Source organism: Kribbella sp. NPDC004536 (assembly GCF_042873835.1).
In the GTDB taxonomy this organism is placed as follows: domain Bacteria; phylum Actinomycetota; class Actinomycetes; order Propionibacteriales; family Kribbellaceae; genus Kribbella.
The window spans coordinates 95,154-112,586 of sequence record NZ_JBIALY010000002.1 but is presented as its reverse complement, the minus strand read 5'-3'; the positions used below and the strand labels follow the sequence as shown (position 1 = coordinate 112,586).

Sequence of the window (17,433 nt, the reverse complement as noted above, 5' to 3'; positions counted from 1 at the left end):
CCCGGCGCCCGCACAACCTCGAGCACCCACCAACCGGGAAATGGTCGATGGGTGCTCGAAGACCCCGTTCAGGTGGGGATCAGCACCAGGTGCTGAGTTGTGGGTTCGGGAGTACCGGACTCGTCGACGTACCGCCGAAGCGGGCCAGGTTCGGGGTGCCGTACTGTGCCGTCTTGCCGAACGTCTGCACCGTCCGGCCGGCGATCACGTTGCCGAAGTTCCACGTACACACGCCCGACCCGAGCGACGACCGCCCGAGGGACCAGAACGGGTAGAACGCCGCGCCGGCCGGTGGCGCCGTACAGCCCGCACCGGTGATCGTGTTGCAGAGGATCTCGGACGCGCCGACGTTGGTCTCGAACTGTACCGACGGATACGAGTGCCCGCCGCCGGTGAACGGCCCGAGATACTCGAACGAGGTCGGATGACCAGCTGTCCCGTCCGGCCAGTCGGCCTGGTAGGACGATCCGTCGAAGTCCAGATCGCCGTTCTGGAAGACATTCTCCTGGCAACCGGCGATCGGCCACCGCTCGATCACCGCCTTGCCGTTCACCACGGTGATCCGCGGCCCGGCGATCATGCAGTTCGCACCGGAGAACTCACAGTTGGCACCCGACGCGGAATCGTTGGTCGGGCACGCGGCCCCGGTCTCGGTGGTCGCGTGCTGGCAGATCCCGGTCGCCGGGTCGCACGGACCCTCACCGGAACCGTTGCCCTCGGCACCACCGTTGCAGACCTGGTACACCTGCTGGTCGGAGAAGCTCTGACCGTTCGGGAACGTGTCGTTCACCGGCAGCTGGCTCGACACGCTGGAGCACGCCTCGAAGTGACCGAGCTCGTCCTGCATCAGCACGCCACCCTCGAGCGCGGCCCACGGCACCTGGTTCTGCTGCTGCGCGCTGCTGAACTCCGGGTGGAAGTCGAACGGCGTCCCGGTGCAGTCCGCGATGTTCGTGTTCATGAACCCGTTCGCCGCGGACGCCACGACCGAGCCGGAACGGCCGGTACTCAGATCGTTGATCTCGGCAAGTAGACCGTGCGCTGTGTCGCGCATCACCACCCGTAGTACGTCGCCCTGGTGCATCTTCAGGGTCTTGTTGTTCGGCGTCAGCGTCGACACGTCGGTGAGCTGCGGACTCGGCGGACCCGGCGGTACACCGTCGGTCTGCAGGTACGAGAAGTTCACCGGTTCGATGCAGTTGTTGTTGCAGGTCGCGAACCCGAACGTGCACGCCAGGCTGTCGATCGTCAGCGCCGCGCACCACTCGCTCGGGTCACAGCTCGGCCCGTCGATGAACGGCCCGAACCCCGGCGGATAGAACTGCAGCTCCATGAACGCGGAACCCGCACTGTTCGGGTTGTTGATCGCGGAACTGTTGCTGTCGCTGTCCGGCGTACAAGGGTTCAGTGGATACGATTTCGGGTCGCACAGCGGAAGTCCGAACCACGGCGCCGGACTGAGTTCGGCGTACTTGCTGACCGCCGGGCTGTCCACGGTCGGCGTCGCCTTCGGGTCCTTGGCCAGGCGCATGAAGTACGTGATGTCGTTCGCGCTACCGGCCTGGTTGGAGATGAACTTCACCGACGGTTCGTCGTGGCCGATGTAGTGCTCGTTGTCCTCGAATCGCCAGGGCACTCCGTTCCGGTCGACCTCGACCGGGTCGGTACACAGCCCACCGAGTCCGTGCTTGACCGTGTTGTACTTCGGGCTGAACCCGTTGCAGTCCAGCATGTTGGTCGCGTTCGGCTTGACCGCGGCCGGCGCCGCAGCCGTTGCCTGCCACCCCAGAGCCGGCATCATCGCGATCGCGAGTGTGATGACCGCGGCCCCTATACCCCAGCGATTTCTCCACCGATAACCCGATCTGCGCATCGGCGCGCCTCCACCCCGCAGCAGGGGGCCCGAGGCTGGGCCGGCGACGGCGCAGGGCCCCCCAAACGGGCCGCCGTCGGTGCAACACAGCCAGACTTATTCCTCGCTGTCACCCACTGTCAATAGCTGAACACGCTTCTCAGCTTGGGCTCAGTCTTCGTCCTCATCGGCACCTGGGCGCTCCGCCCAAGGGGTTTCCTTGGCGGGGCGGACGACGATCAGTTTGTCGCCTGCGGCAAGGACCGAGACGTTGGCGTCGTAGTACCGATGGACCTTTCCGTCCCGGACCACCGAGACCACCCGGTCCGGAACCGCGGACGGCGGCTTCCCGACCTCGCGGCCGAGCACCGGACGCTCCGCGACCTCGAGCCCTTCGCCGTACGTCAGCAGGTCCTCCATCACCTCGCCGAGGTTCGGGCTGACCGCGGACAGACCGAGCAACCGGCCGACCGCCTCGGACGACGTGACGACGGCGTCCGCGCCGCTCTGCCGCAGCAGCGGGACGTTGTCCTCCTCCCGGACCGCGACGACGATGTGCGCGTTCGGGTTCAGTTGGCGCACGGCCAGCGTGACCAGGACGGCGGAGTCGTCCCGGTCGGTGGTCACGATCACCTCGCGGGCCGACACCACCTCGGCGCGCCGCAGTACCGTCCGGTTCGTCGCGTCGCCGTGGAAGGCGGCCATCTGGTCGTTGCCCGCGTCACCGATCGCCTGGGCCCGCGGGTCGATCACCACGATGTTGTCGCGCTTGACGCCGTTGCTCAGCAGGGTCTGCACCGCGGACCGGCCCTTGGTGCCGTAGCCGACGACGATGGTGTGGTCCTTCATCCGTTTCCTCCAGCGCGTGTCGCGCATGATCCGGCGACCCTCGTTGGCCAGCACTTCCAGTGTCGTACCGACCAGAACCACCAGGAACGCGATCCGCAGCGGAGTCACGACGAACGCGTTCACCAGCCGGGCGGCCGGCGACACCGGAGTGATGTCGCCGTACCCGGTCGTGGTGAGCGTGACCGTTGCGTAGTAGATGCTGTCGATCAGCCCGACTTTGCCGTCGTAGCTGTCCCGGTACCCGTCACGGTCGACCACCACGATCAGCACCATCACTGCCAGCAGCCCCAGCGCTACCAGAAAGCGGCTGAAGAGCTGAAAGAGCGGCGAGCGTGTGCTCGCGGGCAGGTTGACCAGCAGACCGTGTGGGTTCCGACCAGTGGGAAGGGGTGGCACGCGTATGACGATATGGCACGCCGGGCCGATCCACCGCATGCGACAGGCTCCGGTCGGACAGGGCGACGCTCACCATCAGGCTGTCGCCGTCCCGCACCACCCGCGACCGCATCCGCAACCGCTCCAGCGTGCGGAGCATCGCGGCGTTCTCCGGCTGCACCATGCACACGATCCGGTCCGCGCCGCGCTGCCGAGCGCCGTCGACCACCTGGCGCAGCAGCCGTAGCCCGAGACCCTGTCCCTGCCAGCCGTCCTCGACGAGTACGGCGACCTCCATCGTCGTACTGCCCAGCTCCTCCCACGGCGCGGCCGTCGCCATCCCGATCACCGCGTTGCCGACGGTCGCAACGATCGACACACCACCGGCCGGCGCGGACAGGTGCCGGGCCGTACGGGCGGTCAGCTTCGGCATCGGTACGTGGTACCGGCGGGTGCGGCTCTCGTACGAGCAGCGGTCGTGCATCGCGACGACGGCCGCCGCATCGTCGACGGTTGCCGTACGGAGCTCCGGGACACCGCTGCCAGGCCGCGGGCCGGCGGGTGCTTCGAGGCGTTCGGCCAGCCGGCCGGCGATCTCCACGAGTACGTCGGCCCGCGCCCACTCGGCTGGGGTGTATTCGTCGAAGCCCTGCAGGTTCCCCAGTTCGTCGTCGACGGACACGGGGTCGTCGATCAGCCGCAGTACGGCACGCAGGTACCTCGTCGGGGCGTCGTGGAGTACTTCCGCCTGGCACGGGCGGACCGTCGTACCGGAACAACCGGCTTCCGCGACCAGTGCGGTCAGGTCGTCGGCGGTCCAGCCGACGCCGGTCGAGACGACCAGTTCGTCGACCGCGCCGTTCTCGGAGGTGAAGACCTCCAGGTGAAGGATGTTGATGTCGTCCGCACCACACCGTGCAGCGAGTTCGGCCAGCGCACCGGGCCGGTCGGCGAGTTCGGTCCTGATCTTCCAGAGCATGCGGACGCCCTCCCTCGTGGAAACGTGCTTCCCACTGTGCGTTGGAGGTGTTGCCCCGCCGGGTCCGGAATGTTACGCGCGCGTCAACGTTTCCGGCGGATCCGCGGCAGGTGCGGGCCGCGAGATGGCAGGATCACCGGGGTCTCGCGCTTGTCGAGGTCCGCGTGCCGGAGCAGCTCTGGGTAGGTGGCCTGCGGTACGGCGGGGTACGTCGTCACGATCGCGTCGCCGGAGAACACGAAGAAGATCGCCTGCCCGTCCTTGATCACCTTGAGCAGCGTCCCGTCGCGGACCGTCGTCGCATGCTCGAACGCCTTGCGGCGCGCGGTCCGCTTCGCCCACGCGGCCTGCACCGCCTGCTGCGCCGGCTCCCGCCCATGCCGCACTGCCTCGACCACGAGCGGCCCGTACCGCACCCCGTACTTCACCAGGTTCTTGGCAAACTTCCCCTGCCCCGTGCCTCCAGCCATACCCCAACCGTACGGCGCCCAGGGTCAGCCGGCATGGAACGATGGCCCACATGAGGCCCGTCGTCGTCGTGATCACCGGCCCCGTCGGCGCAGGCAAAACCACAACCATGCAGCACCTGGCCGAACTACTCGCCCACCAAGGCAAACCCGTAGCCGCCCTAGACCTAGACACCCTCCGCGCCCTCTGGCCGGCAAATCCTGACGACCCGTTCCACACCCACCTCGGTTTGACCAACCTCAGCGCGATCTGGCCTCACTTCGCCGAGCGCGGAGCCGGGTGGCTGTTGCTCACCGACATCGTCGAACATCCCGACCAGCGCAGCGACTACGAGGACGCGATCCCGGGGGCCTCGATCGTGATTCTCCGGTTGGACGTCCCACTCGACCGGCTCCACGAACGATTGCGCCGCCGGGAGTCAGGCGAATCCTTGGCTTGGCACCTGCGCCGCAGCGACGAACTGCACCAGCTGATGACGGAGCGCGGCGTCGGCGACGTCGTCGTGACCGTCGCCGACGAGACCCCGCCGGAGGTCGCCGGCCTCGTGCTCGAGCAGCTCGTCGAGCGAGCGGCTACCAACTCCTGACCCGCGCTTGCTCGACGACATACCGATTCGGCGAAGTCAGCGGGTGAGGCGGGTGGTGAGGTCGGTGGCGTGGCGGGCGACTATGGTGCCCAGTTCGTCGATGGAGCGGGTGCGGAGTTCCGAGGCGATGCCGGTGGCCGAGACGGCGCCGACGACGCGGCCGGCAGCGGACCGGACACCGGCCGCTACGCAGAAGACTCCTTCGAGGTCCTCCTCGTCGTCGACGGCGAATCCGCGCGCCCGCACCGTGGCGAGTTCGTGGAGCAGCGTCTCGGCGTCGACGATGGTCTTGGCGGTACGGCGCGGAAGTCCGTCACGCTCGAGGACCGCGCGCACCTCCTCGTCGGCGAGGTCCGAGAGGATCACCTTGCCGGCCGCGCTCGAGTTCGGGGTCTCGCGCGCGCCCAGCGGGGTGTGGAAGCGGACGATGCCAGGGCCGTCGACGCGCGCGACGAACACCGGGTAGCCGTTGTCGGCGATCGCCAGCCGCGTCGTCAGGCCGGTCTCGCGAGCCAGCGCGGACAGCACCGGACGCGCGAGGTCCGCGATCGGAAGATGCCGCGACGCGATGTCGCCGAGCCTGATCAGCGCCGTACCGAGGACGAACCGCGGACCGGCGACCTCGGCGACCAAACCGTTCGCCTCCAGCGTACGCAGCAGTGCGTGTGCGGTACTGCGGGCGACGCCGACCTTCTCGGCGATGTCCCCCAGACCGGCACCCCGGGCATCGACGCCCGCGAGGATCTCGAGCACGAGGGCCGCACGGTCGACGCTCTGGACCCGCGAACGTGGCTGTCGTTCGGTCATACCGAAAGCCTATCAGCAATTGCGAATTGCCCCTTGACTCGCACCGATCGAGCCCGCAGGATCACAACACCGCAAGACCGAACGCCGTTCAGTAATACCGAATATCCAAGGAGGCAGCGCGGAATGGATCGCAACGACGTCGACTGGCGCGGCTACTTCGCCGCCGCGCCAACTCCCTTCACCCGGCAGGGCGCGCTCGACGAGAGCGCCCTGGCCGAAGTACTGGGTGGCCTCGCCGACGACGGGGCACACGGCGTACTGGCGAACGGCAGCACCGGCGAGTGGTACTGCCAGACCGTGGAAGAACGGATCCGGGTCGCGGAGATCGCGATCAAGGAACTCCGCGGACGTGCACCGATCCTGATCGGCGTCTCCAGCATCCACGAAGCCGAGACGATCGAGCTCGCCCAGCATGCCTGCGAGGCCGGATCCGACGGCGTGGTCTACTCGCCGCCACCGGCGGCCCGGCTGACCCAGGCCGAGGTCGTGGCCTTCTACGAACGGACTGCCGCTCGCATCCCGGGCAAGGTCATGGCCTACAACATCCCGGCCGACGTCTCGACCGACATCGCTCCCGAGACGCTCGACGAGGTCGCGAACATCGACAACGTCGTCGCGGTCAAGGACAGCACCTCCGATGATCTGCAGTTCCATCGCACGATCGGACTCGTCGGAGACCGGGTTCGCGTCTTCGGCAATCTCCTCACACCGGCAGGACTCAGCCTGATGGCCGGCGGGTACGGCGGCGACGGGCATTTCGGCGCGGGCATGCTCCTCGGCCCACGTACGGCCGAGGCCTTCGATCTCCTGTGGGCAGGCGACACGGCCGCCGCACTGGCGATCGCGGCGGAGTTCGACCGGGTCCGGAGCACACTCAACACGCCCGACGGCAACGGGGTGGCCGGCGGAGCCCAAGCACAACTCAAAGCCGTGATGCGGCTGCTGGGGAAGCCGGCCGGCTACCCGCGGCTGCCCCGGCTCGCGGTCGAGGACGATCCCGAGGCCCTCGCCCTGCTCACGTCCCTACTCTCCGACCTCGGGCTGCGTCCGCAGCCCTGAAGGCAGAGGTGACCCATGTCTTCAACCATCCCCTCCCCCTCCCCCGCCCCCGCCCCCACGCAGTCACGCGTCGTCGCGACGGCCGCGATCGGCAACCTCGTCGAGTGGTACGACTTCGCGCTGTACGCGTACTCGGCCACCGCGATCTCGCACGCGTTCTTCCCGCACGGAAACGACACGGTCGCCGTCCTCAGCACGCTCGCCGTGTTCGGCGTCAGCTTCCTGCTCCGGCCGTTGGGCGGCCTGGTGCTCGGCCGGATCGGAGACAAGATCGGCCGGCGGAGCGTCCTGTCGACGGCGGTCCTCGGCATGGGCGTCTGTACGGTGCTGATGGGTCTGATTCCGACGTACGAAGCGATCGGCGTCGCCGCCCCGATCCTGCTGGTGCTCACCCGGCTGGGTCAGGGCTTCTTCTCCGGAGGTGAGTACACGGGCGCCTCCACGTTCCTGGTCGAGCACGCCCCGTCCGGCCGCCGCGGCCTGTGGGCGGGCATCTCGGTTGCCACCGGCACCGTTCCGTTCGCGTTCGCCGGGTTCATCGTGCTGGCCTTCACCGCGATGCCCGCGGACGCGTACGCGTCCTGGGGATGGCGGCTGCCGTTCGTCCTCGCCGGACCGCTGGCCCTGGTCGGCCTGTACCTGCGACTCAAGATCGCCGAGACTCCGCAGTTCCGTGCGCTCGAGGAACACGGTGGCAAGGAGTCCGCGCCGCTGCGCACCGTTCTGTCCCGGCATCGTCCGGCGGTGCTGATGGTGATGGGGATCGCCGGGCTGAACTCGGTCGCGATGTACACGCTGACGAGCTACATGCCGACGTACCTGAAGAAGAACGTCGGCACCGACCCGATGACGGCCACCGTCACGAACAGCATCGTGGTCGCGCTGGTCTGTGTCCTCGTGCCGCTCTACGGACGGCTGAGCGACAGCATCGGGCGGAAGAAGGTGCTGATCACCGGCGCGATCGGACTGCTCGTGCTCGCGGCGCCGTCCTTCGTCGTGCTCTCCTCAGGCGCCCCGGGTACGGCGTTCCTCGGGCAGCTCATCTTCATCGTCCCGTTCGGTTGTGTGGCCGCGGTCCTGTCCACGGTGATGTGCGAGCTCTTCCCGACGGCTGTTCGTTACTCCGGCGCGTCGACCGGGTACAACATCGCGTACGCGATCTTCGGCGGCACCGCGCCGTTCGTCGGGCAGTTCCTGGTCGATCGGACCGGCGTCCTGTCGGCGCCTGGCCTGTACGTCGCGGCACTGGCGCTGCTCGTCGTACCGATCGCCTTCCTGCTGCCCGAGACGTACCGCAGAACCCTTGGTAATGCAGCGCACAGCGCTTCCCCCTCCACGACGACGGGCAAGGAGATGGTCCAGCCGTGACCTCGCTTCAAGTAGGTGTCGACATCGGTGGCACCTTCACCGACTTCACCCTGGTCGACACCGACTCCGGGCTGCGGCACCACGCCAAACGGCCGACCACCCCGCACCGGCCCGCAGATGCGGTGGTCACCGGTCTCGCCGAACTGCTCGCCGAGGCCGGCTACCGGCCCGCTGACGTGACCCGCTTCGTGCACGGTCAGACGATCGCATTGAACACCGTGCTCCAGCGTCGCGGTGAGAAGCTCGGCCTGGTCGTCACGCACGGATTCCGCGACGTACTGGAGCTGCGGAGACTGCACCTCGGCAAGCCGGTCGACCTGTTCGCCGTCCGCCCGGCGCCGCTGATTCCGCGGTCCCGGGTGGCCGAGGTACCGGAACGGATGCTGGTCGACGGGCGGGAGGACACGCCCCTCGACGCCGACGCACTGTTGGAGCAGGTCGACGTATTGAGAAGTCAGGGGCTGGACCACATCGTCGTCGCGTTCCTGCACGCACATCTGTATCCGGAGCACGAGCGGGCGGCCAAGCAGGCTCTCCTCGATCGGTGGCCCGAACTGCAGGTCACCTGTTCGCATGAGGTGTGGCCCGAGATCCGCGAGTACGAGCGCACGATCGCGGCCGTGATGAACGCGTACGTCGCACCGGCAGTCGAGGCGTACCTGTCGGATCTCAAGACCCGCCTGGCCGAGCTCGGCGTGACGGCGCAGTGCCTGATCACGAAGTCGAACGGCGGGGTGACCGGCATCGACGACGCGGCGACCAATGCGATCCAGACCATGCTGTCCGGCCCGGCCGCGGGGATCTCGGCCGTCCGGAACGTCCTCGCGGAGATCGGCGTGGACACCGGCCTGACCCTCGACATGGGCGGTACGAGTACCGACATCGCCGTGATCCGCGACGGTGAGCCGGTGACGTCCCGCAACGGTGAGGTCGGCGACTTTCCGGTCGTCCTTCCCGCCATCGAGATCTTCTCCATCGGCGCCGGCGGCGGCTCGATCGCCCGGGTCGACGACACCGGCGTCCTCAAGGTCGGGCCGGAAAGCGCCGGCGCCGAGCCAGGGCCGGCCTGTTACGGAAAAGGCGGCACCAGGCCGACGTTGACCGATGCGTTCCTGGTCTGCGGGTTCATGGGAGCCGTCGACATCGCCGGCGGCACCATGCACCTCGACCTCCAGGCCGCGCGCGATTCCCTCGAGCCGCTGGCCGCCGTGCTCGGCACCGGGGTGGAGACGGTTGCGCAGCAGGTCGTCGAGATCGCCACGTCCAGTCTGTACCGCGGCTGCAGCTCGGTGTTCGCGAAGTCGGGGATCGAGCCGAAGCAGACGGTCCTGGTGGCGTTCGGTGGTGCCGGACCGGTTCAGGCGTGTGCACTGGCGAAGGAACTCGGCGTACCGCGGGTCGTCGTACCGGCGTCTCCCGGGACGTTGTGTGCGACCGGTGCCGTACTGGCGCGACCCCGAGCAGACTTCATTCGTACGGTGAACCTGGACGTCGACGACCTGGTCGAGACCTCGTACGACGCGGTCCGGACCGATCTGTTGCGTCAGGCAACCGCTTGGCTGGAGCGAAGCGGCTTCACCGGTGCCGAAACACCCGTCTCGCTTCAGCTGGCCGGAGACATGCGGTACGCACGGCAGTCGTACGAGATCGAGGTCGCGCTTCCGGACGAGCTGGGCAGCGCGCCGAGCATCGCGCTGCGCGAAGCGTTCGAGAAGGCGTACGCGCAGCGCTACGGGATCGCCAGCCCCGGTCAAGCCGTGGAACTGGTGTCCCTGCGGCTCTTCGCGACCGTCGATCTTCCCGGTCCGACGGCCGAGACCCACCCGCACACCACCGGCGATCCGGCCGGCGCCGAGCCGGTACACCGAACGATCAGGTACGGCACCGAACCGATCCCGGCCCAGGTCGTCACGCCCGGGCGGCTGAGCGACCGCCGGCCGGTCGAAGGCCCGGCGATCGTCGCGCTGCCGGACAGCACGATCGTGGTGGTTCCGGGCTACACGGCATCGATGGACCCGTTCGGAAACGTGATTGTGGAGGCGAGCACCCATGTCGGCTGAGGTCCCTCTCGAGGTCCTGTACAACCGGTTCCAGGCCATCGTCGAGAACATGTCGCACGTCATCGAGCGCACCGCGTACGCGACGTTCATCAAGGAGACCGCGGACTTCTCCTGCGGCGTCGTCGCGACCAGCGGCGAGTACGTCGCCTATCCGTGGAATCTCGGCGCGCCAGGTTATCTCGGTACGAACATGAAGGCGTTGCTGGACTACTTTCCGTCGTACGAACCCGGCGACGTGATCATCTGCAACGATCCGTACCTGATCGGCCAGCCGTGTACGCACCTCCCGGATGTCCACGTCGTACGGCCGATCTTCGTCGACGGCGTGCTGCTCGCCTGGGCGTACGCGTTCATCCACGCCTCGGACTTCGGCGGCGCGGTGCCGGCCAGCGTCTGGCCGCGGGCGCGGGAGATCTACCAGGAAGGCGTCCGGCTGCGCCCGACCAAGCTCTATCGCGCGGGCGAGCTGAACAGCGACGTACTCAACCTGATCCTCGACAACACCCGCATCCCGGACACCAACCGGGGCGACCTGGCGGCGATGTGCGCTGGCCTGGAGGTCTGCGAGCAGCAGGTCCAGGAAGCGGTTCGGCGGTTCGGTCCGCAGACCGTTGCCGACGGCATCGACAGGGTCCTCGACCACGGTGAGGCCCGCGCCCGGCGCCTGTTCGAAGAGATCCCCGACGGCAGCTACCGCTTCGTCGACTACCTCGAGGACGACCTGTACTCCGACGTACCGGTGCGGATCGAGGTCGAGCTGCGGGTCAGCGGCTCCGACGTCGTGGTCGATTTCGAGGGCACCGACCCGCAGGTGTCGTCGGCCCTCAACATGGCCGGGGTCGAGGGAACCAACTCGCTATTGTGCCTCGCGCTCGTCGGCTACCTGACCAGTCGCGACGCCGACCTGCCGAAGTGCAGCAGCATCCTGCGCCCGGTCACGCTGACCGCACCGGCCGGCACCCTCGTCTCGGCGCAGCACCCGGCGGCGATCGGCGTCCGGTACGCGACCGCGATCCGCGTCGGCGACGCCGTCTACGGCGCACTCGCGCAGGCACTCCCGGGCCAGATCCCGGCGTGCTCGTCCGGCTCGATCTCGCCGGTGGTGGCCGCGGTACCCCGGCACGACACAGGCGAGCGACTGGTCGAGGTCGTCCAGCCGATCCTCGGCGGCGGCGGTGCCCGGCCGGACGCCGACGGCCTGGACGCGGCCGAGAGCACGTACGGCGGATTCATGCGGAACACGCCGGTCGAGTCCTGCGAGGCCGCACTCCCGATCGTGGTCCGCCGGTACGGGCTGGTGCCGGACACCGGTGGCGCCGGACGGTACCGTGGCGGGCTGGCGATGCGGCTCGACTTCGAGGCGCTGCACGTCGACACCGAGGTGACAGGCCGCGGCCTGGAACGCTTCGGCCTCGCCCCGTGGGGTGTCGCGGGCGGGCAGGCCGGGACGACCGGCCACTGCGTCGTGCATCGTGGTGGCGAGTCCACGGAGATCGGCAAGTTCGACCTACTCCGGATGGGGCCGGGCGATGTGGTGAGCATCGTGTCGGCGGCCGGTGCCGGTTATGGTGCTGCGATGGAGCGTCCGGTCCCGGAGGTGCTCTCCGACGTCGAGCGTGGCCTGCTGTCCGAGGAGTACGTCGAGCAGGCGTACGGCGTGGTGGTCCGGAACGGGCTGCTCGACGAGACAGCCACCGCCGCGCTCCGTTCGGGCGACGCGGCCCGGGCCGGCGCGTTCGATCTCGGGTCCGAACGTGCCGCGCTGGAGGCCCGTTGGCCGGACGACGTTCAGGCAGAGGTCCGCCGGATGCTGCTCGAGCTGCCGATCGGCGTTCGCGACTGGGCCAAGCACGAGGCCTACCGCCGGTATCAGGAGCGCGGCACCGACAACGAGATCCGCGTGATCTGCGACCGGATCCTTTCCGGGCTCAGACCGGTTCCGGCCTGATGACCGCGAGCTACCAAGGGATCCCGACGCCGGCCGAGTTCGCCCGCCTGGCCGAACGCCGGCTCTCGGCGCAGGCCGCGGCCTACATCGGGTCGGCGGCCGGATCGGGCCGGACCGCGGCGTGGAACGAGCAGCGCTGGGCGGAAATCCAGCTCGCGCCGCGAGTCGGGATCGATGTCCGCAGCATCGATCCCGAGGTCGAACTGTTCGGGCGCCGCCGCCCGCACCCGATCCTGCTCGGTCCGACCGGTAGCCATCGGCTCGTCCATCCCGACGGCGAGGTCGCGAGCGTGCGCGGAGCGGGTGCGGCCGGCGCGACGTACGTCGCCAGTTCGTACACGACCACGCCCCTCGCCGAGATCGCGGCCGCGGCGACCGGTCCTTGGTGGCACCAACTGAATCCCGCACCCGACCACGGCTATGTGACCGCAGTGCTGGACGAGGCCACGTCACTCGGTGCGGAAGCTCTGGTCATCACGATGGACACACCCGTCGCCGGCATGCGATCGGGACAGGGCTGGGACGGCGTGACGCTGCCTGACGGGCTCGAGTTCGGCGTACTGAAGAACCTCCCCGGCGGACTGGAGCCGGTGACGGATCCGGAGCAGATCTACCGCCCGGCCTTGGACGCGGGCTGGACCTGGGACCAGCTCGCCCGGGTGTGTTCCGGCCGGAGCCTGCCGATCCTGGTCAAAGGCATCCTGCGCCCCGACGATGCCGAGCACGCCATCGCGGCCGGTGCGGCCGGGATCATCGTGTCGAACCACGGCGGACGCAACCTCGACTCGCTCCCACCAACCGCCGATGCACTCCCCCGCGTCGCTGATCGAGTGGCCGGCCGGGTGCCGGTGCTCGTCGACGGAGGTATCCGCTCCGGTGACGACGCACTCAAGGCCCTCGCGCTCGGCGCGGACGCGGTGCTGATCGGCCGGCCTTACCTGTGGGGGCTCGCCGTCGACGGCGCCGAGGGCGTACGCCAGGTCGTCACCCGGCTGCGGGTCGAGCTCGAGATGGCGATGGCACTGTGCGGCCTGCGGACGACGGAGGAGATCGGCAATGACGCACTCTGGTGACGGCCCGGCCGGCGCGGATCTGACCGGCGTCGTACGCGCGGACGTGTTGCCCGCCATGGTGACCGTCCGCCAACCCGCGCGCGGCGCCACGCTCGCGGATCCAGGTGTAGCGACGCGCGAGAGCCTGACGGCGCTCGGGCTCACTTCGCTGGCCGGTGCACGGGTGGCTGTAGCGGTCGGGAGCCGGGGCATCACAGACCTCGTACCGGTCGTCAGGGCCTGCGTCGCGCAGCTGCACTCACTCGGCGCGAAACCGTTCGTCGTTCCAGGGATGGGCAGTCACGGCGGCGCGACCGCGCACGGTCAGCGCGAGGTCCTCGCGGGCCTCGGGATCACCGAGGAATCCGTTGGCTGCCCCATCATTTGCGGTACCGGGTCGGTGCCGGTCGCCGAAGCGCTCGGGTCACCGGTGCTGATGTTGCGCGCCGCGGCCGAGGCGGATGCGGTCGTGGTGGTCAACCGGGTCAAGCCGCATACCGACTTCTCCGGCCGGATCGAGTCCGGGATGGCCAAGATGCTCGCGATCGGTCTCGGCGGACCGGACGGTGCCGCCCGCCAGCACCGGCTCGCCGCGCGCGGCCACGGGCTCGAGGCTGTCGTCGTGGCCGCGGCCGACGCGATCCTGGCCACCGGCCGGGTGGCCGCGGGCATCGGCATCGTGGAGAACGGCGCGCACCAGACGGGCATCGTCGAGGCGGTCGCGCCGGAACGGTTGCTCGAACGCGAGGCCGTCCTGCTCGGCACGGCGAAGGAGTGGACCGCGACGTTGCCGGTCAGTGAACTCGATGTCCTGGTCGTCGAGCGGTTCGGCAAGGACGTGTCCGGGGCAGGGATGGACTCGAAGGTGATCGGACGGCACCGCGTCGCGTCCGAGCAACCGTTCACCACGCCGCGGATCCGCTACATCGTCGTCGGCGAGCTCACCCAAGCCAGCCACGGGAACGCGGCCGGGATCGGCAACGCCGACTTCATCACGCGCCGGATGGCCGAACAGATCGACTGGCAGGTGACGTACCGCAACAGCCTCACCAGTGGCTCCCCCGCGAGCAGCGCCTGCCCGGTCGTCGTACCGGATCTCGAGGACGGACTGCGAATCGCTGTCGGCTGCCTCGGGCTGCCCGACCCCGCGGAAGCCCGCGTCGTACGCATCCGCGACACGCTCAGCCTCGGCGAGCTGCAGATCTCGTCCGCATTGCTGGATGCTTGCAGCGAAGACGTCGAGATGCCCTAGACCCTGGACACCAACAGTTCCGCGAGATGCATCGCGGGAACCTGCGCGAGGTCGTCCAGCTGGACCCGGCACGACATTCCATCAGCCAGTACGACGGCGTCCGGGTGCTCGCGTACCGCGGGCAGCAGGTGAGTCTCGGCGATCGCCACCGACACCTCGTAGTGGCCCTGCTCGACGCCGAAGTTTCCGGCTAGACCGCAACAGCCGGGCACCTTGGTCACCGTTGCACCGGAGCGTTCCAGGAGTGCCTGGTCCGCGGACCAGCCGAGGACGGCCGAGTGGTGGCAATGGGGTTGCGCGACCACGTGTACCCCGCTGAGATCGGGCAGTGGCAGGTCCAACCTGGTCACCAGCTCGGCGAACGTCAAGATGCCGTCGGCAACGATCTTCGCCGCGGGCGAATCCGTCAGCTCGGCAGCGTCGCTGCGCAGCGTTGCGAGGCAGGACGGTTCGAGGCCGACAACTGGCACGCCGGACTCCACATAGGGCGCCAGCCTTCCCATGGTGCGTTCCATCATCCGCCGCGCCTGGTCGAGCTGACCTGTGGTGATCCAGGTCAGGCCGCAGCAGGCGTTCTCGGGGATCACTCGCGCCCGCAGGCCGCGCGCTTCGAGGAAGCGGATCGCCGCGAGCCCCGAGCGCGGGAAGAAGTGGTCGGTGAACGAGTCGGCCCAGATCCAGACGTCCGGCGTCTCCCGCCGCCGTCCGAGCCGCCGCGCCGATCGTCGCAGCGTCGGCGCCGCGAACGCCGGGATCGACCGCCGCTGATCCATTCCGGCAACCTTCTTGGCCAGTTTCGCGAACGGCCCGAGTCGCATCGAGGTGTTGACCAGAGGTGCCACCGGCGCGGCGAGCCGGGCCCACGTCGGCAGCCGGCCGAGCAGGTAGTGCGAGCGCGGGCGTCGCTCGGAGGCGTACCGCTGGTACAACGCCTCGGACTTGTACGTCGCCATGTCCACACCCGCCGGGCAGTCGGACGAGCAACCCTTGCAGGACAGGCAGAGATCGAGCGCCTCGCCGACGGCTTCATGACCCAGGCCGCCCACAAGCGACCCGTCCAGTGCCTCCTGCAGTACGCGGGCGCGGCCCCGGGTGGAGTCCTTCTCGTCGCGGGTCGCCAGGTACGACGGGCACATCACGCCGGTCGTCCGCGGCGCGACGCAGCGACCCACACCCGTGCAGCGATGGACCGCAGCACCAAGGTCACCGCCGTCGTGGATCAGTCGCAGCCCCGGCCGCTCGACGACGGCGCGCGGCCGTACGGCACGCAGGTCGTTCGTGATCGGCACCGGATCGACGATGACGCCCGGGTTGAGCAGGTTGTCCGGATCGCAGATCGCCTTCACCTGCGCGAAGTGCCCGATCGACGTCTCGTCGTACATCAGCGGGAGCAGTTCGGAGCGGACCCGGCCGTCACCGTGCTCTCCGGACAGCGAGCCGCCGTACGTCCGCAGCTGGGTCGCGCACTGGATCATGAAGTCCCGGAACACCGACGTACTCGCGGGGTCCCCGGCCTCGAACGGGAAGTCGATCCGGCAGTGGACGCATCCGTCGCCGAAGTGGCCGTACGGGTAACCGTGCAAGCCGTGCTCGCTGAGCAGCTCCTCGAACTCGCGCAGCCAGGCGCCCAAGTGCTCGGGTGGCACCGCAGCGTCCTCCCAACCGGAGTGGGCCGGTCTGGAGAGACTCACTCCGGCCAGGCCGGCGCCGTCCTCGCGGATGGACCACAGCACAGCCGCTTCGCCTGCATCCGTGACCAGCCTTGTCTCCAGCGCGCCCGACGCGGCAGCGAGACGGGCCGCGAGGTCGAGCCCGTCCTCACCGGCCACCTCTGCGAACAACCAGCCGGCGCCCTTCGGCAGGTCCGGGACCGGCTTGCCCCGGCCGCGTACTAGCTCGACGATCCGCGCATCCATGCCCTCGCAGGCGATCAGCCGACCGGGCGCGGCCGACAGCAGTGCCGGTACGGCGTCTGCCGCCTCGGCCATCGTGGGATAGCCCAACACCAGCAGCAGCCGCCGGTGGTCGTCCGGAACTAGCCGAACGGTTGCCTCGAGCACCGTTCCCAACGTGCCCTCGCTGCCGACCAGGAAGCGCTCCACGCGGTTGCCGTGCTCCGGAAGCAGATGCTCCAGGCTGTAGCCGCTCACCTGGCGCCCGAACCGGCCGAACTCGGTCCGCAGGTGCGCGAGGTTGCCGCCCGCCAACTCCAGCAACTGCCCCGCGGTCGCACCGGCAGCCGATCGGCCACCGCCGTACGACGCGGTCTCGCCGTTGCCGAACAGGACGGTGACAGCTTCGACGTTGTCGACCGTACGGCCGTAGCCCAACGCGCGCGAGCCGCACGCATTGTTGCCGATCATCCCGCCGATGGTGCATCGCGTGTGGGTGGAGGGATCGGGTCCGAAGCGGAGACCGTACGGCGCGGCCGCGCGTTGCAGGTCCGCGTGGACAACCCCGGGTTCGACGGTCGCCGTACGGGCCTCGGCATCGATCGACACGACGCGCTGCAGCCGCCGGGTGTCGACGACGATGCCGGAGCCGACCGCGTTGCCGGCGATCGACGTCCCCGCACCGCGCATCGTGATCGGCACCCGCAGCTCGCGGGCGGCCGCGTGGACGGCGAGCAGTTCCTCGATCCGCCGCGGCCGCACCACGACCCCGGGGACGACGCGGTACAGGCTCGCGTCGCCTGCGTACATGGCGCGTGCGAGCGGCGAGTCGTCGACGTCACCGACACCTCGCGACCGTAACTCGGCGCAGAGATCCGTCGTCATC

Annotated in this window: 13 protein-coding genes; 7 read left to right on the top strand and 6 right to left on the bottom strand. The window is 69.1% G+C overall.

Annotated features, from left to right (window positions below; translation table 11 throughout):
* Window positions 1–79 precede the first annotated feature (79 nt).
* From ACFYRU_RS15475 to ACFYRU_RS15460, 4 genes are all read right to left on the bottom strand, one after another.
* A complete protein-coding gene (locus ACFYRU_RS15475) occupies window positions 80–1,801 on the bottom strand; it encodes a hypothetical protein (protein WP_387658429.1) in 1,722 nt (573 codons plus the stop codon).
* 222 nt (window positions 1,802–2,023) lie between these two features.
* Entirely contained in the window at window positions 2,024–2,974 is a 951-nt protein-coding gene (locus tag ACFYRU_RS15470) for a potassium channel family protein (RefSeq protein ID WP_387658427.1), read from the bottom strand.
* Window positions 2,946–4,055: a GNAT family N-acetyltransferase gene (locus ACFYRU_RS15465; RefSeq protein ID WP_387658424.1), complete on the bottom strand. Its 1,110-nt coding sequence runs from the start codon at window positions 4,053–4,055 to the stop codon at window positions 2,946–2,948. Before ACFYRU_RS15465 ends, ACFYRU_RS15470 begins: the two co-directional genes overlap by 29 nt.
* 83 nt (window positions 4,056–4,138) lie before the next feature.
* Window positions 4,139–4,525, bottom strand: a complete 387-nt coding sequence (locus ACFYRU_RS15460) for a hypothetical protein (RefSeq protein ID WP_387658421.1) — start codon at window positions 4,523–4,525, stop codon at window positions 4,139–4,141.
* Window positions 4,526–4,575: 50 nt separating this feature from the next.
* Between ACFYRU_RS15460 and ACFYRU_RS15455 the strand changes: the two genes are divergently transcribed.
* Window positions 4,576–5,109, top strand: coding sequence for a zeta toxin family protein (locus tag ACFYRU_RS15455; RefSeq protein WP_387658419.1), 534 nt, complete (start codon window positions 4,576–4,578; stop codon window positions 5,107–5,109).
* Between the two features lie 36 nt (window positions 5,110–5,145).
* On the opposite strand, the gene ACFYRU_RS15450 is transcribed toward ACFYRU_RS15455, so the two are convergent.
* A complete protein-coding gene (locus ACFYRU_RS15450) occupies window positions 5,146–5,916 on the bottom strand; it encodes an IclR family transcriptional regulator (protein ID WP_387658416.1) in 771 nt (256 codons plus the stop codon).
* A gap of 123 nt (window positions 5,917–6,039) precedes the next feature.
* Between ACFYRU_RS15450 and ACFYRU_RS15445 the strand changes: the two genes are divergently transcribed.
* Genes ACFYRU_RS15445 through ACFYRU_RS15420 form a run of 6 tightly spaced genes read left to right on the top strand, consistent with a single transcriptional unit; the run spans window position 6,040 to window position 14,655 of the window.
* Window positions 6,040–6,975 (top strand): dihydrodipicolinate synthase family protein, encoded by a 936-nt coding sequence (locus ACFYRU_RS15445; protein WP_387658413.1) that lies wholly within the window; start codon window positions 6,040–6,042, stop codon window positions 6,973–6,975.
* Window positions 6,976–6,990: 15 nt separating this feature from the next.
* Window positions 6,991–8,343 (top strand): MFS transporter, encoded by a 1,353-nt coding sequence (locus tag ACFYRU_RS15440; protein WP_387658411.1) that lies wholly within the window; start codon window positions 6,991–6,993, stop codon window positions 8,341–8,343.
* Complete coding sequence (locus tag ACFYRU_RS15435) at window positions 8,340–10,403, top strand: hydantoinase/oxoprolinase family protein (RefSeq protein WP_387658408.1); 2,064 nt, start codon at window positions 8,340–8,342, stop codon at window positions 10,401–10,403. Before ACFYRU_RS15440 ends, ACFYRU_RS15435 begins: the two co-directional genes overlap by 4 nt.
* A complete protein-coding gene (locus tag ACFYRU_RS15430; RefSeq protein ID WP_387658405.1) occupies window positions 10,393–12,351 on the top strand; it encodes a hydantoinase B/oxoprolinase family protein in 1,959 nt (652 codons plus the stop codon). The genes ACFYRU_RS15435 and ACFYRU_RS15430 overlap by 11 nt, the downstream gene beginning before the upstream one ends.
* Window positions 12,351–13,424, top strand: coding sequence for an alpha-hydroxy-acid oxidizing protein (locus ACFYRU_RS15425; protein WP_387658402.1), 1,074 nt, complete (start codon window positions 12,351–12,353; stop codon window positions 13,422–13,424). The genes ACFYRU_RS15430 and ACFYRU_RS15425 overlap by 1 nt, the downstream gene beginning before the upstream one ends.
* A complete protein-coding gene (locus tag ACFYRU_RS15420) occupies window positions 13,408–14,655 on the top strand; it encodes a DUF362 domain-containing protein (protein WP_387658399.1) in 1,248 nt (415 codons plus the stop codon). The genes ACFYRU_RS15425 and ACFYRU_RS15420 overlap by 17 nt, the downstream gene beginning before the upstream one ends.
* Here ACFYRU_RS15420 and ACFYRU_RS15415 read toward each other — a convergent pair.
* Window positions 14,652–17,432, bottom strand: a complete 2,781-nt coding sequence (locus ACFYRU_RS15415) for an FAD-binding and (Fe-S)-binding domain-containing protein (RefSeq protein WP_387658396.1) — start codon at window positions 17,430–17,432, stop codon at window positions 14,652–14,654. The two genes, ACFYRU_RS15420 and ACFYRU_RS15415, sit on opposite strands and share 4 nt — an antisense overlap.
* Window position 17,433 lies beyond the last annotated feature (1 nt).